This is a genomic window from Mesorhizobium sp. B1-1-1 (assembly GCF_006442955.1).
GTDB lineage: Bacteria > Pseudomonadota > Alphaproteobacteria > Rhizobiales > Rhizobiaceae > Mesorhizobium.
In genome coordinates this window covers 197,452-216,802 of the sequence record NZ_VFWW01000006.1, presented here as the reverse complement: position 1 = coordinate 216,802, position 19,351 = coordinate 197,452, and the positions used below count along the sequence as shown (strand labels likewise).

At 64.1% G+C, this 19,351-nt stretch carries 16 protein-coding genes; 9 read left to right on the top strand and 7 right to left on the bottom strand.

Features of this window, described 5'->3' with window-relative positions; genetic code table 11:
* Positions 1–91: 91 nt before the first annotated feature.
* The 3 genes from FJ986_RS14150 to tpiA form a co-directional block, all read right to left on the bottom strand.
* Complete coding sequence (locus tag FJ986_RS14150; RefSeq protein ID WP_140674649.1) at positions 92–1,216, bottom strand: L,D-transpeptidase; 1,125 nt, start codon at positions 1,214–1,216, stop codon at positions 92–94.
* Between the two features lie 330 nt (positions 1,217–1,546).
* Positions 1,547–2,023: a preprotein translocase subunit SecG gene (gene secG, locus FJ986_RS14145; protein ID WP_140525224.1), complete on the bottom strand. Its 477-nt coding sequence runs from the start codon at positions 2,021–2,023 to the stop codon at positions 1,547–1,549.
* A 171-nt stretch (positions 2,024–2,194) separates the two neighbouring features.
* A complete protein-coding gene (gene tpiA, locus FJ986_RS14140; protein ID WP_140560956.1) occupies positions 2,195–2,962 on the bottom strand; it encodes a triose-phosphate isomerase in 768 nt (255 codons plus the stop codon).
* A gap of 143 nt (positions 2,963–3,105) precedes the next feature.
* Between tpiA and FJ986_RS14135 the strand changes: the two genes are divergently transcribed.
* Genes FJ986_RS14135 through glp form a run of 5 tightly spaced genes read left to right on the top strand, consistent with a single transcriptional unit; the run spans position 3,106 to position 8,530 of the window.
* Entirely contained in the window at positions 3,106–4,998 is a 1,893-nt protein-coding gene (locus FJ986_RS14135; protein ID WP_140498654.1) for a SurA N-terminal domain-containing protein, read from the top strand.
* Positions 4,995–6,005, top strand: coding sequence for an anthranilate phosphoribosyltransferase (gene trpD, locus FJ986_RS14130; RefSeq protein ID WP_140498656.1), 1,011 nt, complete (start codon positions 4,995–4,997; stop codon positions 6,003–6,005). Before FJ986_RS14135 ends, trpD begins: the two co-directional genes overlap by 4 nt.
* Positions 6,006–6,009: 4 nt before the next feature.
* Positions 6,010–6,822: an indole-3-glycerol phosphate synthase TrpC gene (trpC, locus tag FJ986_RS14125; RefSeq protein ID WP_140498658.1), complete on the top strand. Its 813-nt coding sequence runs from the start codon at positions 6,010–6,012 to the stop codon at positions 6,820–6,822.
* A gap of 2 nt (positions 6,823–6,824) precedes the next feature.
* Positions 6,825–7,325: a cyclic pyranopterin monophosphate synthase MoaC gene (gene moaC / locus FJ986_RS14120; RefSeq protein ID WP_140674646.1), complete on the top strand. Its 501-nt coding sequence runs from the start codon at positions 6,825–6,827 to the stop codon at positions 7,323–7,325.
* Positions 7,325–8,530, top strand: a complete 1,206-nt coding sequence (glp, locus tag FJ986_RS14115; protein ID WP_140674643.1) for a gephyrin-like molybdotransferase Glp — start codon at positions 7,325–7,327, stop codon at positions 8,528–8,530. Before moaC ends, glp begins: the two co-directional genes overlap by 1 nt.
* Before the next feature lie 36 nt (positions 8,531–8,566).
* On the opposite strand, the gene FJ986_RS14110 is transcribed toward glp, so the two are convergent.
* Complete coding sequence (locus FJ986_RS14110) at positions 8,567–9,406, bottom strand: alpha/beta hydrolase (RefSeq protein WP_140560953.1); 840 nt, start codon at positions 9,404–9,406, stop codon at positions 8,567–8,569.
* 167 nt (positions 9,407–9,573) lie between these two features.
* Here FJ986_RS14110 and FJ986_RS14105 point away from each other — a divergent pair, with 167 nt between their 5' ends.
* Complete coding sequence (locus FJ986_RS14105) at positions 9,574–11,199, top strand: AMP-binding protein (protein ID WP_140515363.1); 1,626 nt, start codon at positions 9,574–9,576, stop codon at positions 11,197–11,199.
* Positions 11,196–12,032 carry a tryptophan 2,3-dioxygenase gene (gene kynA, locus FJ986_RS14100; RefSeq protein WP_140498668.1) on the top strand — a complete coding sequence of 279 codons (837 nt, stop codon included), beginning with the start codon at positions 11,196–11,198 and terminating at the stop codon, positions 12,030–12,032. The genes FJ986_RS14105 and kynA overlap by 4 nt, the downstream gene beginning before the upstream one ends.
* 63 nt (positions 12,033–12,095) lie before the next feature.
* On the opposite strand, the gene kynU is transcribed toward kynA, so the two are convergent.
* Both kynU and FJ986_RS14090 read right to left on the bottom strand, forming a co-directional pair.
* Positions 12,096–13,343 (bottom strand): kynureninase, encoded by a 1,248-nt coding sequence (kynU, locus tag FJ986_RS14095; protein ID WP_140525230.1) that lies wholly within the window; start codon positions 13,341–13,343, stop codon positions 12,096–12,098.
* Complete coding sequence (locus FJ986_RS14090) at positions 13,340–14,017, bottom strand: TetR/AcrR family transcriptional regulator C-terminal domain-containing protein (protein WP_181181886.1); 678 nt, start codon at positions 14,015–14,017, stop codon at positions 13,340–13,342. Before FJ986_RS14090 ends, kynU begins: the two co-directional genes overlap by 4 nt.
* Positions 14,018–14,485: 468 nt before the next feature.
* Here FJ986_RS14090 and lexA point away from each other — a divergent pair, with 468 nt between their 5' ends.
* Positions 14,486–15,229 (top strand): transcriptional repressor LexA, encoded by a 744-nt coding sequence (lexA, locus tag FJ986_RS14085; RefSeq protein ID WP_140515360.1) that lies wholly within the window; start codon positions 14,486–14,488, stop codon positions 15,227–15,229.
* Here the strand turns inward: lexA and FJ986_RS14080 are convergent.
* Positions 15,223–17,673, bottom strand: a complete 2,451-nt coding sequence (locus FJ986_RS14080; protein WP_140674637.1) for a ComEC/Rec2 family competence protein — start codon at positions 17,671–17,673, stop codon at positions 15,223–15,225. The two genes, lexA and FJ986_RS14080, sit on opposite strands and share 7 nt — an antisense overlap.
* Before the next feature lie 103 nt (positions 17,674–17,776).
* Here FJ986_RS14080 and gltX point away from each other — a divergent pair, with 103 nt between their 5' ends.
* Positions 17,777–19,201, top strand: coding sequence for a glutamate--tRNA ligase (gltX, locus tag FJ986_RS14075; RefSeq protein WP_140557159.1), 1,425 nt, complete (start codon positions 17,777–17,779; stop codon positions 19,199–19,201).
* The last annotated feature ends 150 nt before the right edge of the window (positions 19,202–19,351 follow it).

Genomic DNA, 19,351 nt, shown 5'->3' with positions numbered 1-19,351 from the left:
CGGGCTGGCCCGTTCCACTGGAACGCGACCGAGAGCAAGGCAAAACAAAAGGGCCGGCTGAACCGGCCCTTTTGGCAAGCTGCTGCAAACGTCAGATGATGACGACCTTGGTGCCGACCTTGACGCGGCTGTAGAGGTCCATGACGTGCTCGTTCATCATGCGGAAACAGCCATTGGAAGCGCTGGTTCCGATCGACTGCGGCGCGATGGTGCCGTGGATGCGCAGATGCGTGTCCTTCTTGCCGTCATAGAGGTAGATGGCGCGGGCGCCGAGCGGATTCTGGCCGCCGCCGGGCATGCCGTCCTTGTACTGGGCATAATGCTTGGGCTCGCGCTTCTGCATGTCCAGCGTCGGGATCCAGCGTGGCCACTCCTGCTTGTCGCCGACCGCCACGGTGCCCTTGAACTGCAATCCTTCGCGGCCGACCGCGATGGCGTAGCGGCGGGCGGTGGACGATGATTCCACCAGATAGAGCCGGCGGGCACTGGTATCGATGACGATCGTGCCGGCCTCGTAACCGGTGAATTCCACGTCCTGTGGCACGAACTCCGGCTTTACCTTGAACGGCTTCTTGGCGTTTTTCCTGGCGAGCGCCGAATCCAGCGCACGGGTCTCAGGCAGATAGTTGATCGAGGACGATGCCATCTGGCCGCCAAACAGTCCGGCGAACAGGCCGCCGCCGGTGCGCTGTTTCTGGCCAGGCAGCTCGCTGCGCAATTCGCCATTATTGCCGGTCAGCGCAACGTTCATCACCTCGGCCGATTCCGGTTCGGCCGAAGGAATCGGCTCGATCGGCGTCAACGGCTCGATGATCTTCGTGATCTTCTTGGCCGGCTTGGCCGCGGCCACTTCGGTCGCTGGGGCAGTCTTGCCTTTCTTGGCCAGGAACGCCTGCCGTTCCGCCTCGGCCTTCGCTTTCGCCGCCTCGCGCATCGCCATCTTCCTGGCTTCCAGCGCCTTGGCCTTGGCGGCTTCCTTGTCGGCAACGATCTTGGCCTCGATCTTTTTGATCTGGACGAGATCGTCCGGTGTCGGATTTTTCTTCTTCTTGAGAAGCCTCAACTGCGCCGCATCGCTCTTGGCTGCGACGTTGATGGCGTCGGTCTTGCCGACCGACTGATTGGCGGCCAAATTGGCTGGCACGCCGGCGAAAGCCGGGGAGCTCATGCCGAGTGCGGCGCAAAGTCCCAGGAAGATGAAGCTGCGAAGCTGCATGGCGAAGATCCGATCGTTCAATATTTGTTGCCCACGGCGTCGCCCGGCGTCCCCCAAGGACACCGAAAATGCCGCGCGCAATCTATAGTCGAATAAGCGCGGGCGCCTCAAGCGCGAGGCCGCTGCACTTCCCGTCGAATCTTCGTGATGCCGCCGCATTTGCCGCGACTGTGGTCAAACGACAACAGATCGGCTGAGTGTAAGAGATCAGAGCGGGCCGAGGGCCCGGCAGCGAGAGCCGGAACCGAGCGCAGTTCGGTTGTAACGACGCAGAATGCCGGCGTTCGCACGCCGGCGCTCCCTGTCAGATAGCCCTTGAACGAACCCGGATTACTGGTTCGGCACCTGCGGGGCCGCGGGCGCGGTGCTGGCGCCGTTGGTCGCCGGCGACGTCGAGCCGGCGGCGGGCGGCGCGGCCGGAGCATTGGCTGGCGGCGTTGTCGCGGCTCCGTTGCCGGAAGGCGGCGTCGGCGCCGCGTTGCCTGAAGGCGGCGTCGGGGTGGTCGTGCCAGGCAATTGGTTGAGTACGCCCTTGCCGGCGCCGTCCGATGTTGCGGGAACGCGGTCGAGAATGTCGATCGGCTTCTCGCCGTAGCGGGCAATGATCGACAAGGTCAGCGACGTCACGAAGAAAGCGGCCGCCAGAATCGCCGTCGCCCGGGTCAGCGCATTGGCGGCGCCGCGCGCCGTCATGAAGCCGGATCCGCCACCAATGCCAAGGCCGCCGCCTTCGGAGCGCTGCAGCAGCACAACGCCGACAAGGGCCAGAACGACCATGAGATGGATGACGATCAGTACGGTTTGCATAGTTTATCCTGGCAATGCCCTGCCCGGCCGCGGACACGACCGGGGAATTGGAGGCGGCTCAATACAATGCTTTCACGGCATTTCCAAGCCCGTGGCCGGAATATGGGAAGCAAGGCGTCCTTTACAACGATTTCCCGTGCGCCGCGCCCGCTTCGGCGCCGCGCGAAGTCATCAGGAGATACTGCGATAGGCTTCCGCGATGCCCAGGAAGTCGGCCGCTTTCAGGCTGGCCCCGCCAACCAGCGCGCCGTCGACATTCCTGACCCCAAGCAGTTCCACTGCATTGGACGGCTTGACCGAACCGCCATAGAGAATGCGCATCTTGCCCGCGGCGGTGCCGAGCTTCTCCGACAGTTTTTCGCGAATATGCGCATGCGCCTCGGCTACATCGGCGACGGTCGGGGTCAGGCCGGTGCCGATCGCCCACACCGGCTCATAGGCAACGATCGTGTTGGACGCGGTAGCGCTTGCCGGCACCGAACCGGCAACTTGGCGTGACAACACGTCCAGCGTCGCCCCCGCTTCGCGCTCCTGCCGCGTCTCGCCGATGCAGACAATGGCTACAAGCCCGGCGCGCCAGGCTGCGGAGGCCTTTGCCTGAACTGTGGCATCATCCTCGCCGCGCTGTTCGCGGCATTCGGAATGGCCGACGATGACGTGGGTCGCGCCCGCATCCTTCAGCATCTCCGCGGAGATGCACCCGGTGTAGGCGCCGCTCTCCTTGGCGTGGCAATCCTCACCGCCGGCATGAACCGGCGTACGCGACAGAATCTCGGCGGCATGGGCGAGCAAGGTCGCGGGAACGCAGACCAGCGCCTCGGTGTCTGCGTCGAGCCCGCTCATGAAACCGTTGCCGATCATCCTGAGTTCGTTGAGCGAGGCGCTGGTACCGTTCATTTTCCAGTTGCCTGCGACGAGCGGGCGAATTCCTGGCGTCATCGTTTACTTCTCCGGGTGACATTCGGCTGGCGTTCTCACTACCAAAATCAAGCCACAAAGCAATCGACAGTGGACCGGAAGGGCGCTATTGCGCTTGTTTCAGACTCGGCGCATCCGAAAATGCGCATAAATCGGAAGTAACGATGCTTGGTATATTGAGAAGCGCGGCGGGCACCTGGGTCGCGAAGTTACTGCTTTCGCTGCTGGTGGTCAGTTTTGCGGTCTGGGGCGTATCGGGACGGCTGATGGGTGGCCTTGCCGGCCACGACTCCGTCATCACGGCCGGCGGCACCAAGGTGTCGATCAACGAATACCGCCTCGCCTATGACCGCCAGCTCGCCGTCATGTCGCAGCAGTTCGGTCAGCGCCTCACCCACGAACAGGCAAAGGCGCTCGGCGTCGACAACCAGGTGTTGGCGCAGCTTGTTTCGGGCGCGGTCCTCGACGAACAGGCTCGCAAGCTCGGCCTTGGCCTGTCCAAGGACCGGCTGGCGGAACTCACCCGCGAGGATCCGGCGTTCAAGGGCCCCGGCGGACAGTTCGACCGGAGAGCCTTCGAATACAGGCTGCGTGAGGTCGGCATGCGCCCGGAGGATTATTTGAAGAATCGTGCCCAGGTCGCGGTGCGCCAGCAGATCGTCGAGGCGGTTTCGGACGGCCTCAAGGCGCCTGACACCTTCTTCAAGGCGGTGGCCCTGTACCGTGGCGAGGATCGTACGGTCGACTATCTGACCTTGCCGAAGGCGCTGGTCGAACCCATCGAGGCGCCGAGCGACAGCGCGCTGCAGGCCTATTTCGAGGCCAACAAGAAGACCTATGCCGCGCCCGAATACCGCAAGTTTTCCTATGTCAGGCTCGAGCCGCAGGACATCATGGACACGAGCTCGGTGACCGACGCCCAGGTCAGCGACGACTACAACAAGAACAAGGCGCGCTACACCACTCCCGAGATGCGCACCATAGAGCAGCTTGTGTTCAAGACGCCGGACGAGGCCAAGGCCGCGCTCGATTCGTTGAAGTCCGGCGCAACCTTCGACAAGCTCGTCACTGCGGAAGGCAAGACCCCGGCCGACACGCTGCTCGGAACGCTCGCCAAGGACAAGATCGCCGACAAGGCGGTCGCCGACGCTGCTTTTGCGCTCAACGTCAATGAGGTCAGCCCTGTCGTGCAGGGTGCCTTTGGTCCCGTGCTGCTGCGCGTCACCGAGATCAAGCCCGAAGTCGTGAAGCCGCTGGCCGAAGTGTCGGACCAGATCCGCAAGGACCTGGCGCTGGGCGAGGCAAACCGCATCCTTCTGGACGTGCATGATAATTACGAGGACAGTCGCGCCGCCGGCAGTTCGCTGGCCGACGCCGCCGCCAAGCTGAAGCTGAAGGTCGTCACTGTCGACGCGATCGATCGCAGTGGCCTGCGGCCCGATGGCTCCATCGTCAAGGATCTGCCGGAATCGCCGGCCCTGATCAAGGCTGCCTTCGATGCCGAACCGAATACTGAAAACGAGGCGCTGACCACGGCCGATAACGGCTTCATTTTCTATGAAGTGGCTTCGATCACGCCGGCCCGCGACCGCACGCTGGACGAAGTTCGCCAGAAGGTCGTTGCCGACTGGACCGCGGCCGAGACGGCCAAGCGGCTGACCGCCAAGGCGCAGGAGCTGGAAAAGCGGCTCAAGGCCGGCGCAACGCTCGACGTCATTGCCGGCGAGCTCAAGCTGGAAAAGCAGACCAAGCGTGGCCTGAAGCGCGAAGCCGACGACGCCGATTTCGGCAAGGAAGGTGCAGCGGTGATGTTCGGCGTCGGCGAAGGCGGCACCGGCCTGATCCCCTCTCCCACCAGCGACGCGCAAATCCTGTTCAAGGTCGCCGAGGTGTTCGAACCCGCCGGGGCCGATGCCAGTTCGGTGCCCGAGGACGCGCGCAAGTCCTTCACCTCCGGCATGTCGGACGATCTGCTCGACCAGTTGGTGGCGCAGTTGCAGACGCAGTACGGCGTCCGCGTCGACCAGGCTGCCGTTGCCCAAGCCTCGACAAGATGAGCGCGCTGAAAACCCATATCGCCAAGGTCGCGACCGGCACCGCCCTGTCCTTCGACGAGGCGCGCGAGGCCTTCGACATCATCATGTCGGGCGATGCTACGCCCGGCCAGATCGGCGGCTTCCTGATGGCGTTGCGTGTGCGCGGCGAGACGGTGGACGAGATTTCCGGCGCCGTCGCCACCATGCGCGCCAAGATGCTTCGCGTCGACGCACCTGTCGGCGCCATCGACATCGTTGGCACCGGCGGCGACAATTCGCACTCCGTCAACATCTCGACGGCATCCGCTTTCGTCATCGCCGCCAGCGGGGTTCCGGTCGCCAAGCATGGCAATCGCGGGTTGTCTTCGCTGACCGGTGCGGCCGACGTCCTGACCGCGCTCGGCGTCAAGATCGATCTCACGCCGCAGGCCATCGGCCGCTGCATCCACGAGGCTGGCGTCGGATTCATGTTCGCGCCGGCACATCACCCGGCGATGAAGCATGTCGGCCCGACCCGCGTGGAGCTCGGCACCAGAACCATCTTCAACTTGCTCGGTCCGCTCTCCAACCCGGCCGACGTGCGCCGGCAGATGGTCGGCGTGTTCATGCCGGAATGGATCATACCGGTGGCCGAGACGCTGAAGGCGCTGGGCACCGAGCATGCCTGGGTCGTTCATGGTGATGGCTACGACGAGATCACCACCACGGGCGAAACGCATGTCGCCGAACTGATCGGCGGCGAGATCCGCACCTTCACCTTGACGCCCGAAGCGGTTGGCCTGGCCCGTCACACCAAGGAAGAACTGCGCGGCGGCGACGCTGCCTACAACGCCGAGGCTTTGCGCGCTATGCTGGGTGGCGCCGGGGGCGCTTTTCGCGACACCGTGCTGATGAACGCCGGTGGCGGCTTGGTGGTGGCAGGCAAGGCGACGACGCTCGCCGACGGCATGGCGACGGCGGTGCAAGCCATCGACAGCGGCCGGGCGCTGCAGGTGCTCGACCGGCTGGTCGAGATTTCGAACGGTTAGACAGATGTCGGACATCCTGCGCAAGATCGAGGCCTACAAGCGCGACGAGATCGCGACGGCCAAGGCGCGCGTGCCGCTGGCCGAGATCAAGGCGCGGGCGAAAGACACTGACGCGCCGCGCGGCTTTCTCACAGCACTTGAGGCGAAGCGCAGATCCGGCGGCTTCGCTCTGATCGCCGAGATCAAGAAGGCAAGCCCGTCCAAGGGCTTGATCCGCGCCGACTTCGATCCGCCAGCGCTCGCGCGGGCCTATGCAAAAGGCGGCGCCGCCTGTCTTTCGGTGCTGACCGACGCACCGTCTTTCCAAGGCGCGCCGGAATTTCTCACCAAGGCAAGAGCCGCCGTCACCCTGCCCGCGCTGCGCAAGGATTTTCTGTTCGATCCTTATCAGGTCCATGAAGCTCGCGCCTGGGGGGCGGACGCCATCCTGATCATCATGGCCAGCGTCGATGACCATTTGGCGAGCGAGCTTGAAGCGACGGCATTCGAACTCGGCATGGATGCGCTGATCGAGGTCCACGACGAGGCCGAGACGGAGCGCGCACTGAAGCTGTCGTCGCAATTAATCGGCATCAACAACCGTAATCTGCGGACATTCGAGACCCGTCTCGAAACCTCGGAACGACTGCGGGCGATGATTCCGGGCGGTTACTTGCTGGTCAGCGAAAGCGGCATCTTCTCTCATGACGACTGCCTCAGATTGCAGAAGAGCGACATCGGCACCTTCCTGGTCGGCGAAAGTTTGATGCGCCAGCAGGATGTGACCGCGGCAACGCGCGCGCTGCTCACCGGCAAGGCAGCGGCCGAGGCCGTCTGACGATGACGGCCGCCCTCACCCATCTCGGTCCGCAGGGCCAGGCCAACATGGTCGATGTCGGCGGCAAGGACGAAACGACGCGCACCGCTATCGCCGAGGGTTTCGTCTCGATGCGGCCCGAGACGCTGAAGATGATCCTGGCCGGCAATGCCAAGAAAGGCGATGTGCTGGGCACCGCGCGCATAGCCGGCATCATGGCAGCGAAGAAGACGCATGAGCTGATCCCGCTCTGCCACCCGCTGCTCTTGACCAAGGTCTCCGTCGACATTGAGCCCGATCCTGCCCTGCCCGGACTGAAGATCGTTGCGCTGGCGCGCGTCACCGGCAAGACCGGCGTCGAGATGGAAGCGCTCACCGCGGCTTCGGTTGCCTGCCTGACCATTTACGACATGGCCAAGGCGGTCGACCGTGCCATGGTCATCACCGGCATCCGGTTGGTCGAAAAGACCGGCGGCAAGTCGGGCGACTACAAAGCCGCTGGCGAAGATGGGGCGGTCGCCTGATGGCGCTGCTTCCGGTCGCAGCAGCGCTCGAACGCCTGCTGGAGGGTGCTGCGCCGCTTGTGAGCGAAAGCGTTTCGCTCCTCGAGGCCGTGGATCGCGTTCTCGCGGAACCGGTGGTGGCGTTGCGCACCCAACCGCCCTTCAACGCCTCTGCCATGGACGGATACGCGGTCCGCGCTGTCGATGTCGCGTCCGTGCCGTCCCGGCTTTCGGTGATGGGCGTGGCGGCGGCCGGGCGCGGCTTTGACGGCGCCGTCGGCAAGGCGCAGGCCGTGCGCATCTTCACCGGTGCTCCGCTGCCGCAAGGCGCAGACACCATCGTCATCCAGGAAAACGTTCGTGACCTCGGCGGCGGCAGCATCGAGGTGGTCGAACCGACGGCCGAGGGGCGCAACATCCGCCGCTTCGGGCTCGATTTCTCCGAGGGCGACATCCTGCTGGAAAAAGGCCGCGTGCTCGATCCGGCAGCACTGTCGCTTGTCGCCTCGGCCAACCATCCCCGGGTGGGCGTCGTAAAGCGGCCGCTGGTTGCCATCATCGCCACCGGCGACGAGCTGCTGCCGCCCGGCAGCGAACTCGGCCCCGACCAGATCATTTCGTCAAACGCCTATGGCGTCGCCGCCGCCGCGCAATCGGTCGGCGCGCATGCGCTTGATCTCGGCATTGCCGCTGATCGCGAGGAAGCCATCGCGGCGCTGGTCAGGAAAGCGGTCGCGGCCGGCGCTGATGTCGTCGTCACGCTTGGCGGCGCCTCGGTCGGCGACCACGATCTGATCCATGACGTGCTGACCGGCGAAGGCATGACGCTCGGTTTCTGGAAGATCGCCATGCGTCCCGGCAAGCCGCTGATGTTCGGCCGCCTCGGCGACATCAGGTGCATCGGCCTGCCCGGCAATCCGGTGGCGAGCCTCGTCTGCTCGCAACTGTTCCTGAAGCCGCTCCTGGCACGCCTCGGCAACCGCAATTTCCGGCAAGATATCCGTCAGGCACGGCTGGGCGCCGCCATGCAAGCCAATGATCTGCGCCAGGACTATGTGCGGGCGGTGGTCAGGCAAGAGGCCGGCATGCTGGTTGCAACCCCTTTCAGCATCCAGGATTCCTCGATGCTGAGGATGCTGGCCGACGCCAACGGACTGATCGTACGCGAACCATTTGTATCCGCCGCGGCTGCAGGAGACGCTTGCAGCGTTCTCATGCTGAGGTGAATATTCCCCGTATAACCAGCTGATTCTAGCGCCAAATCAGATCGTTGACTCCGCTAGCAAAACTCGTGTCAGCGGATGCGCCGGATCGGCCAGGCCTTCGACAATGTCGTAATGATGTCGATCCGGCTCGACCACCGCGCTCGTGATGGCACCAAGCCCTGTCCAGATATTGGCCAGCAAGGCGTTCTGGCGCAAGAACTCGGACCGCTCGCCGCCTCCGGCCCAGCACGTGATGCGCGCACCATCCATAGGCCGCAGCAGCGCCGGGCTTTCCGTCAGCGCCTCGGCTTCATCGATTTTCAGCGCCGCGTTCATGCCGGTGCGCATGAGCGGACGCAGGTCATGCAGGCCTGAAATCGAAACGACGTGACGTACGCGCCTTGCCACGCCGGCTGCCAGGGGCGTTGATGTCGTCGCCATGCGGCTGGCGAGATGGCCGCCGGCCGAATGCCCGGTCAGCATAAGCGGTCCCCCGACCATCGCCGCCGCCTTGCCGATCGCCGCGCCAATCTCATGGGAGATGCCGGCGATGCGTATGTCGGGGCAGAGCGTATAGGACGGCATCGCCACGGCAAAGCCGCCGTCAACCGAGCCCTTGGCGAGATGCGACCAGGTATCCTTGTCGGACTCCAGCCAGTAGCCGCCATGGATGAACACGACGAGCCCTTTGGGCTTGGCGGCGGGAAGGAAGAGATCGAGCCGGTTGCGCGGCCTGTCGCCATAGGCGATGTCGAGCTGAGCCCTGCCCTTTGCCGCAAGCGCATCGCGAAATGCCTGCGCCGGTTCGACCCATGCGGCCGGCCAGCGATCGCTGCCGGCGATGTTGGCGCCGTTGGCGTAGGCATTGTCCCAATCGGCAATGCGATGTTCGAGCATCGGCACCCTCCCCCGGACGGCATCGTTTCAGCCGATAGCAATGGCGATCGACAGCGGCAACGTCAATGCTCCGGGGGCAAAACATTTTAGGCTTGAAACAAATTTCGACTGGTGCGATCCTGTGCCTTGTTCAGCGATGGGCGTGAGGCAGACAGGGGCAGCCGAAAATGCTTGGGCCATCAGCGCATATCGACACGTTCACGCGCGATAACCTGCCGCCGCCGGATCAATGGCCGGACTTCCTGCTCGACGGCTTCGACTATCCCGAACGGCTCAATGCCGGCGTCGAACTGACCGACAGGCTGGTCGAGAAAGGGTTGGGCGACCACACCGCGCTGATCGGCAACGGCCGCCGCCGCACCTACAAGGAATTATCCGACTGGACGAACAGGCTGGCGCATGCGCTGGTCGAGAATTACGGCGTCAAGCCAGGCAACCGGGTGCTGATCCGCTCGGCCAACAACCCCGCAATGGTGGCCTGCTGGCTGGCCGCCACCAAGGTCGGCGCCGTCGTGGTCAACACGATGCCGATGCTGCGCGCCGGCGAACTCGCCAAGATCGTCGACAAGGCCGAAATCACCACAGCGCTGTGCGACACCAGGCTGATGGACGAGATGACCGCCTGCGCCAAGGACAGCGCGTTCCTCAAGCAGGTCATCGGCTTCGACGGCACCGCCAACCACGACGCCGAACTCGATCGCGCCGCCCTCGACAAGCCCGTGACGTTTACCGCGGTGCAGACCGGGCGTGACGACGTCGCCCTGCTCGGCTTCACCTCAGGCACGACAGGCGTGCCGAAGGCGACGATGCATTTTCACCGCGACCTCCTGATCATCGCCGACGCCTACGCCCGCGAGATCCTGCAGGTGACGCCTGACGACATCTTCGTCGGCTCGCCGCCCCTGGCCTTCACCTTTGGCCTTGGCGGGCTCGCCATCTTCCCGCTGCGTTTCGGCGCCGCGGCGACGCTGCTGGAACAGGCAACGCCGCCCAACATGGTCCACATCATCGAAACCTACAAAGCGACGATCTCCTTCACCGCGCCCACCGCCTATCGCGCAATGCTCAAGGCCATGGACGAAGGGGCCGATTTATCGTCGCTGCGCGTCGCCGTTTCGGCCGGCGAAACCTTGCCGGCGCCGGTGTTCGAGGAATGGACTGAGAAAACCGGAAAGCCGATCCTTGACGGCATCGGCGCCACGGAAATGCTGCATATTTTCATCTCCAACCGCTTCGATGACATGAAGCCTGCCTCCACCGGCAAGGCCGTTGGCGGCTATCAGGCGCGCGTCGTCGACGACGAAATGCGCGAAGTGCCGCGCGGCACCGCGGGCAGGCTCGCGGTGCGGGGACCGACCGGCTGCCGCTACATGGCCGATGCCAGGCAGAGCGACTATGTCCGCGACGGGTGGAACCTCACCGGCGACACGTTCTGGCAGGACGAGGACGGTTTTTTCCACTTCGCAGCGCGCTCCGACGACATGATCGTCAGTGCCGGCTACAACATCGCCGGCCCAGAGGTCGAAGCGGCGCTGCTGGCGCATGCCGATGTCGCCGAATGCGCGGTGGTCGGCGCCGAGGATGCCGAGCGCGGCCAGATCGTCGAGGCTCATGTGGTGCTCGTGCAAGGCGTGGCGCCAGACGCAATGACCGTCAAGCGTCTGCAGGATCACGTCAAGGCCACGATCGCGCCCTACAAATATCCGCGCTCGGTAAAATTCATCGCCGCTTTGCCCAAGACGCAGACCGGCAAGATCCAGCGCTTCCGGCTGCGCGCGGAGAAGATCAATTGAGCAAGCCCTACGACCCGTCCGCCGAGGGCGCGGAAATGTCGTTCAAGGAGCGCATGTCCTACAGCGACTATCTGCATCTGGAAAAGGTGCTCGAGGCGCAGGAGCCGCTTTCGTCAGCCCATGACGAGATGCTGTTCATCATCCAGCACCAGACATCGGAACTCTGGATGAAGCTCGCGCTGCACGAAATCGGCGCCGCAATCCGCTCCATCCGCGCCGACCGTCTCGAACCGAGCTTCAAGATGCTTTCGCGCGTCGCCCGCATCTTCGAGCAGCTCAACAATGCCTGGGACGTGCTGCGCACGATGACGCCCAGCGAATACACCGAGTTCCGCGACGCGCTTGGCCAGTCCTCGGGCTTCCAGTCGTGGCAGTACCGTGCCATCGAGTTCATGGCCGGCAACCGCAATCTCGCAATGCTCGGACCGCACAAGCACCGGCCGGACCTCAGCGAGAAACTGGAGGCGATCCTGGCGCAACCGTCGCTCTACGACGAGGCGCTGCTGCTGCTCGCCCGTAACGGCTTCGACATCGGTGCCGACGCAAGGCGTACGGACTGGCGCGAAACGCGGACCGAGAACGAAGAGGTCCTTGTCGCCTGGCAGATCATCTACCGCGACCCGCAGCGCTACTGGATGTTCTACGAACTCGCCGAGAAGCTGGTCGATTTCGAGGATTATTTCCGCCGTTGGCGCTTCAACCACGTCACCACGGTCGAGCGCATCATCGGTATGAAGCGCGGCACCGGCGGCACATCGGGCGCGTCCTACCTGAAGAAGATGCTGGAGGTGGAGTTGTTCCCGGAGCTGTGGAAGGTCCGCACCCGGCTCTGACGTAGCTTTGCCGACTGCATATCGTTATCCCGAACCCGCTGCGCTTTTCTGAGCGACAGGCTCTTAAGTCACCGCCGCCTTGACGGCGAAACGCGCCTCCTGCCACGCGTCCGTGCGCAAAATGTCTTCCAGCACCTCGACAGCCTGCCAGACATCGACATAGCCGACATAAAGCGGCGTAAAGCCGAAGCGAATCGTGGATGGCGCGCGAAAATCGCCGATCACGCCGCGCTCGATCAAGGCCCGCATCACCTGATAGCCATGCGGGTGGAGGAACGACACCTGGCTGCCGCGCTCATTGCCGTCGCGCGGGCCTTCGAGTTCGAGGCCGTAGGCGCCGCATTTTGCCTCGACGAGCTGGATGAACAGATCGGTCAATGCGATGCTCTTCCTGCGCACCTCTGCCATGTCGACGTCGTTCCAGACATCGAGGGCCCCTTTGAGCGCGCGCATCGACAGCACAGGCTGCGTGCCGCAGAGAAACCGGCGGATGCCTGTGCCGGCAGCAAAACCCTGTTCGAAGGCGAAAGGCCGCGCATGGCCCCACCAGCCGCTGAGCGGCTGGCGGACATCGCCATGGTGGCGCTCGGCCGCGTAGATGAAGGCCGGGGCACCTGGGCCTCCATTGAGATATTTGTAGGTGCAGCCGACGGCGAAATCGGCGTTCGAACGGTCGAGCTCGACCGGCAAGGCGCCGGCGGTATGGCAGAGATCCCAGACGATCAGCGCGCCGGCATCATGTGCCGTCCGCGTCAGCGCGGCCATGTCGCGCAACTGCCCGGATTTGTAGTTGACGTGGTTGACCAGGATGACCGCGACCCGCTCGTCGATCAGTTCTTCTATGGTCGGCGCATCGACACCCTCGAGCCGCAGCACCGTGCCCGGCCGCGTCGAGGCAACGCCTTCGGCCATATAGAGATCGGTCGGAAAGCTGTCCCCCTCGGCGACGATGACTGACCTGTCCGGCCGCATCCCGAGTGCCGCATGCAGCACCTTGTAGATGTTGATCGAGGTGGTATCGCAGACCACCGTCTGGCCGGCGGCGGCCCCGATCAGGCGCCCGAGTTGGTCGCCGAGTTCGACCGGCATGTCGAACCAGCCGGCGGTGTTCCAGGCGCGGATGAGATCCTGCGCCCACTCCTGCGTGGCGGCCTTCTGCAGCTCGCCGAACACGGCGGGCGAAGCGGCGCCCAGCGAATTGCCGTCGAGATAGATCACCCCCTGGGGCAAGGTGAAGCGGTCACGCATGGCACGCAGCGGATCCGCGGTGTCCATTGCCTCGATCGCTGCGAGATCGGGAATTTTGCTCATGGTCGCGATGTTCCTCGGTGAGAAGAGCGCCCTGGAAACGGGCCGGCTGTTTTGCCGCCCGGGCAAGGGCTGGCCGCATAGAGGCGCAAGAACAGGGTGAACGCCCGGTTCGATCTTTGCTCGATTTCCGCCCGAGGCAGTTCCTCGAGCACCCCAACGATCCGGCGAACCTGGAGATCGCCGATCAAAAGACTGATGTAGATGTCGGCGGCTTCGGCAGGATCGTCACAGGCGATCAGGCCGGCCCGACTTGCGGTTCGAAGCAGGTCGCCAACAAGCGGCATTATGGTATTGCGGCCGAATTGCGCGATCGATTGGCCAAGCGTGCCTGTATCGTTGACGTCGCCGGCCGCGGCGCGATTGAGCGCCACCGCCTTGTCGCCCGTCACGAGGGTCAGCAGGACTGGCCCGAGCAAGTTCAGGGTTTTGAGCGGATCGCGCGCCTGGTGAAGGGCGTCCTCCAGCAGCTTCCTTGCCTCTCCCGCATTGGCTTCGATCAAGGATCGAAACAGGGTCTGCTTGTTGCCGTACCAGTTGTAGAGGGTTTCGTTCGAGGCCGATGCCCGCTTGGCGATAGCAAGCAGGGAGGCGCTCTTGTAGCCGGTTTCCCGGAGCACCGCATAGGCGGCCTCCTCTATCCGTTCGCGTCGCGCGGCCTGCTTCGGCGTGGTCATTGGTGTTCCTCTTCGAAAACCGTACATTATTATACGGTTTCGTCAAGCGAACGGGAAGCAAGGAGCGAGCGAACGCAGCCCATCGCGACCAGTGGTGGTGCCTCGTCGTTTTCCGGCAGGAAGTTGGCATTTTGGTTTCGTTTCGTTCACGAGCCGCAGGGGTTTCTAATCCGCCCAAACGCACCCCGCACCTTGCCGGTCACCCAGCTTGCAGGCTTGTGCCAAGAGTGGAGACCGGTCGGGCCACAGGCCATTAACCAAAATAGTTTCAAAGGGCCCGGGAGCGCATTGACGACGGACCGCGCTGGCAGGATGCTGGCTGCGGGAGGGCATTTCGTTTCCGTCGCCTTAACAAATTCATTAAACTTTAAATGGTTGCGGAACACAACTGGAACAGATAGTGTTTGTTCTGGGTTTGTTTTCTGATTCTGGTTCCAGACCCTTCGTGCAATGCCTTTGGGGGCCGCCATGCTCACGCGCAAGCAACATGAACTCTTGATGTTCATCCATGAACGGCTGAAGGAAAGCGGCATTCCGCCGTCCTTCGACGAGATGAAGGAAGCGCTGGACCTCGCCTCCAAGTCGGGAATTCATCGGCTGATCACGGCGTTGGAGGAGCGCGGCTTCATTCGCCGCCTGCCCAACCGGGCGCGCGCGCTGGAGGTGCTGCGCCTGCCGGACTCGATCGCGCCGGGTCTTAACGCGGCAAAGAAGTTCTCCCCGAGCGTCATCCAGGGCAGCCTCGGACAGGGCAGCAGCCCTAGCCGGCAGATCAAGCCGGCGACGTCTTCGCGTCTGCCCGCTGTCGGCAATGACGACGATGCGGTTTCAGCGGTGTCGATCCCGGTCATGGGTCGCATCGCAGCGGGTGTGCCGATCGACGCCATCCAGCATCAGACGCATTCCATTTCAGTGCCGCCTGACATGATCATGGGCGGCGAACACTATGCGCTGGAGGTCAAGGGCGATTCGATGATCGAGGCCGGCATTTTCGACGGCGACACGGTCATCATCCGCAATGCCGACACCGCAAGTCCCGGCGAGATCATCGTGGCCCTGGTGGACGAGGAGGAAGCAACGCTTAAGCGCTTCCGCCGAAAGGGTGCTTCGATTGCGCTCGAGGCTGCCAATCCGGCCTATGAAACACGTATTTTCGGACCGGACAGGGTCAAGGTGCAGGGCAAGCTGGTCGGCCTGATCAGGCGCTACTGAGCGGGGTCGGCGGTGGGCTTTTCGGGTTTACGGTAAGGCGGCAGTCCCCTTGCCTCGCGTGAGAATTTTCGCTGTTCGTGCCAAGGCCGATATGGCCTGTCGACGGCAAAGCTGACCCGTGCCGGTGCCGTCGCCGATTGCCGGTCGAAGAAGACGGCGGCACTTCCCTTACGAGCGAGCTGCCGCTTGGTGATGACGAGAACCAGCGGATTGTGGCAGGGGTCGTAGCCCGCGGGGTCGTTGATGACGATCAGATCCGCATAGGAGCAGGCCCTCCAGGCGTCCTTGCGATCCTCCACCTGCGCGATGATCGCCCCCGAGGTATGCCGGGCCATGCACAGGCCCGTGAAGCAATAGAAAGGCGCTCCCGCCGGAAGTTGCGCGGGATCGAAGATGTCGAACTGTCGGTCTCCGCTGTCGAACAGTTCCGGCGCAACGATGGTTTCGGACTTCAGCGCGCGTTTCCAATTATCGACGGTGAATTCGTTCGGGCGCGCCCGGTTGATCGCGAGCTCGCCGCCGCCGATCGGCAACGCCACCAGGCGGGCATCCTCCGAAATCAGCACGTCCGGCGTGCGCGTGTCCGAGACGGTCAACAGGCCGGCGAGCGCGAAGGGAAGTGCCGCCAGCCGCAGCCATGTCGTGGCCATCGTCGCGATGACCAGGGCGATCGCCACCAGAAGGACGGATTGCTGCGAAATCAACCCGACCGCGTCGACCGGCGAGCGTTGCGAGATCCATCCTGATATGGCGATCATCGCGGCCAGTCCCTTGCCCATCAGATAAAGGGATGGTCCATCGAACCCGAACGGCATCAGCAGCGCGCTGGCAACCGCAAGGAACATCACGACAGAAACGATCGGCATGACGGCAAGATTGGCGAACAGGCTGAGCGGCGACACGCGCTGGAAATGCCAGATGGCGAAAAGCGCCGTGGCGCTTCCCGCGATAATCGAGGTCATCGCCAGCCCACCTGTCGCCAGCAGCAATTTTCGCGTCAGCAGGCCAGGCAAGGTCCGTTGCGGCGGCGGGGTCCGCGCTTTGTCGGCTTTGCGATCCGACCAGCCGGCATAGGCGCCGACCAGGGCCGCGGTGGCGGCGAACGACATCTGGAAGCTCGGCCCTACCACCTCGTGCGGCGACACCACGATGACGGCGATCGCCGAAATAGCCAGATTGCGCATGGTGAGTGCCGCCCGATCGAACAGAACGGCGATCAGCATCACCGCCAGCATGATGAAGCTGCGTTCGGCGGCGACAACGACGCCCGAAATGACGAGGTAGGCGGCGATCGAGAAAAGTGCCGCCGCGGCCGCGTATTTCTTGACCGGCCGGCGGGAGGAAAAATTCGGGAACAGCGCGAAGCCGCCACGCAGCAGACCCATGACCGTGCCGGCGACCAGCGCCATGTGCAGCCCGGAAATTGAGATGATGTGGTAGATGCCGGTGCGTCGCATCGCTTCATTGATCTCGTCGGGAATCCCGGCGCGCACACCCACGATCAGCGCCGCGGCGATCTCGCCCTCGGCACCGCCGATGCTGCCCCTGATATGGTCGGCAATGCTTTCGCGAGCACTCTCGATGGCGGCTGAAAGGGCGGCCCACAGCGGCCTGTCATCGGCTGAGACGATTTTGGGGTTGCCGAGAAAGAAGCCGCTGGCGCCTATGCCGGCGAAGTAGCTGTCGAAGGAAAAGTCGTAGCTGTCCGGCCGCACCGGTCCGGTCGGCGGCAACAGCCTGGCATAGCCGCTCACGAGCGAACCGGCCGTCACTTCAGCCGGCACCTTGCGTGCCGAAAGGCGAACGCGCTCCGGCGCGTAGAGTAGTTTCGGCCGCGCGGTCGATGTCACATCGATGGTCAGCCGGATGCGCCCGGTCTCCATCTGGTCGACCGAAACGACGCGGCCGGTGATTTGCGTGGAGATTTCCGAGCCCAGCATCCGCGTTCCCGCCCGCCACGTCTCGACTTTGCCGGCGAGCATGCCGAGCGCGCACAACAGCGCCGCCATGAAGCACAGATGCGTTTTCGGCCATGAGCGTGAAACGAGCGCGCACAGCGACATCAGGATCGCGACCGCGACAGGCTTGGCAAAGCCCGGCTCCGCCGCCAACGAAAAATACGCAATCGATCCGCATGCCAGGAACACCGGGACGAGCAGGAAGCCTATGCCCCGATCGAGTTCGAGCTCGGACGCTCTGGCCACGCCGTTGCGCAGACGAGGCCATGAAGCACGGCCGAACTCACGGCGCAGACGCACGGCCGCGCCGGCTGCGGGAATGCCGGGCGGCGTGGAAACATCCGCCGGCGGCGACTTGCCCGGCTGCTGTAGGGGCGGCAACGCCAGCGGCAATGAGGCGGGCGCGGGCATGGCAAAAAGAGAGCGTTCGCTGACGCCGGCAACGACGTCCTCGCCTTCCTCCGCGCCCCGGCCCGCTCCAGCCATCGGGTCTGCCCCTTGCGCCCTCGACACCCTATGCTACATGAACGCGCGACGCGCGAAAGTGCGTGTGATCCGCACCCCGCTCCAGACGTTTCCCGAGAGTTGTATGTCCGACAAGGTTGTCACCCGTTTTGCCCCCTCGCCCACCGGCTACCTGCACATCGGCGGCGCGCGTACGGCGCTCTTCAACTGGCTCTACGCCAAGCACACCGGCGGTACGATGCTGCTGCGCATCGAGGACACCGACCGCGAGCGCTCCACCGATGCGGCGACAGCAGCCATTCTCGAAGGACTGACTTGGCTCGGCCTCACCTGGGACGGCGACGCCGTCTCGCAGTTCGAGCGCGCGCCGCGCCATCGCGAGGTGGCCGAGGAGCTGGTGCGCATGGGCAAGGCTTACTACAGCTACGAGACCCCTGCCGAGCTTGAGGCAATGCGCGACGCGGCGCGGGTCAAGGGCCTGCCGCCGCGCTATGACGGAAGCTGGCGTGACCGCGACCCTTCGCAGGCGCCTCCTGGCGTCAAGGGCGCGATCCGCATCAAGGCGCCGACCAAAGGCGAGACGGTGGTGCATGACCGTGTCCAGGGCGACGTGCGCTTTCCCAACAAGGATCTGGACGACTTCATCATCCTGCGCTCGGACGGCAATCCGACCTACATGCATGCCGTCGTCGTTGACGACCACGACATGGGCGTCACCCACATCATCCGTGGCGACGACCACCTGACCAATGCCGCCCGCCAGACCGTGATCTACAACGCCATGGGCTGGGATGTGCCTTCAATGTCGCACATACCGCTGATCCACGGCGCCGACGGCGCCAAGCTGTCGAAGCGGCACGGCGCGCTGGGCGTGGAGGCCTACCGCGCCATGGGCTACCTGCCCGAAGCGCTGTTGAACTATCTGGCTCGGCTCGGCTGGAGCCACGGCGACGACGAGATCATGTCGATCCAGGACATGATCGCCTGGTTCGATATCGGCGATGTGAACAAGGGCGCCGCCCGCTTCGATTTCGCCAAGCTGGAGGCGCTAAACGGCGTCCACATGCGCCGCATGGGCGATGCCGAGCTGTTCGACATCTTCATCGCCACCTTGCCCTATCTCGAGGGCGGCCCGGCAATGGCCGCACGCCTCGACGACCGGAACAGGGCACAGTTGCTGGCAGCGTTGCCGGGGCTGAAGGAGCGCGCCAAGACGCTGGTCGAGCTTGTCGATGGCGCCGCCTTCCTGTTTGCCGCGCGGCCACTGCCGATCGACGAGAAGGCAGCCCTGCTGCTCAATGACGATGCGCGCAAGGTCCTGCGTGGCGCTCACGACGCCCTCGAGGCGGTTTCAGGCGACTGGACGGCGGCCTCGACTGAAGCCGCGATCCGCGACTATGCGACGGCCGGCGGCTACAAGCTCGGCGCCGTCGCCCAGCCCTTGCGCGCCGCCTTGACCGGCAAGAGCACCTCGCCCGGCGTCTTCGACGTTCTAGCCGTGCTTGGTCGCGAGGAGAGCCTGGCGCGCATCGCGGATCAAATCGATTAGGAGCAATCTGGCCCAAGAAGATTGGCATTGAAAGGCGCGTTTCGCAGTGCAACATTGAGCCTTGGCCCAATCTGGCACGCACTTCCTAAAATGCGGTCGCGAATACGCGCATTCGGTGACTTCGACGTGTCGCTTTGCAGAATTTGCCTT

Coding starts and splice junctions, on each gene's coding strand:
- gltX (WP_140557159.1), top strand. CDS start 17,777: ATGTCCGACAAGGTTGTCACCCGTTTTGCCCCCTCGCCCACCGGCTAC.
- FJ986_RS14105 (WP_140515363.1), top strand. CDS start 9,574: ATGCTTGGGCCATCAGCGCATATCGACACGTTCACGCGCGATAACCTG.
- FJ986_RS14135 (WP_140498654.1), top strand. CDS start 3,106: ATGCTTGGTATATTGAGAAGCGCGGCGGGCACCTGGGTCGCGAAGTTA.
- secG (WP_140525224.1), bottom strand. CDS start 2,023: ATGCAAACCGTACTGATCGTCATCCATCTCATGGTCGTTCTGGCCCTT.
- FJ986_RS14090 (WP_181181886.1), bottom strand. CDS start 14,017: ATGACCACGCCGAAGCAGGCCGCGCGACGCGAACGGATAGAGGAGGCC.
- glp (WP_140674643.1), top strand. CDS start 7,325: ATGGCGCTGCTTCCGGTCGCAGCAGCGCTCGAACGCCTGCTGGAGGGT.
- FJ986_RS14110 (WP_140560953.1), bottom strand. CDS start 9,406: ATGCTCGAACATCGCATTGCCGATTGGGACAATGCCTACGCCAACGGC.
- trpC (WP_140498658.1), top strand. CDS start 6,010: ATGTCGGACATCCTGCGCAAGATCGAGGCCTACAAGCGCGACGAGATC.
- FJ986_RS14080 (WP_140674637.1), bottom strand. CDS start 17,673: ATGGCTGGAGCGGGCCGGGGCGCGGAGGAAGGCGAGGACGTCGTTGCC.
- moaC (WP_140674646.1), top strand. CDS start 6,825: ATGACGGCCGCCCTCACCCATCTCGGTCCGCAGGGCCAGGCCAACATG.
- lexA (WP_140515360.1), top strand. CDS start 14,486: ATGCTCACGCGCAAGCAACATGAACTCTTGATGTTCATCCATGAACGG.
- kynU (WP_140525230.1), bottom strand. CDS start 13,343: ATGAGCAAAATTCCCGATCTCGCAGCGATCGAGGCAATGGACACCGCG.
- tpiA (WP_140560956.1), bottom strand. CDS start 2,962: ATGACGCCAGGAATTCGCCCGCTCGTCGCAGGCAACTGGAAAATGAAC.
- FJ986_RS14150 (WP_140674649.1), bottom strand. CDS start 1,216: ATGCAGCTTCGCAGCTTCATCTTCCTGGGACTTTGCGCCGCACTCGGC.
- trpD (WP_140498656.1), top strand. CDS start 4,995: ATGAGCGCGCTGAAAACCCATATCGCCAAGGTCGCGACCGGCACCGCC.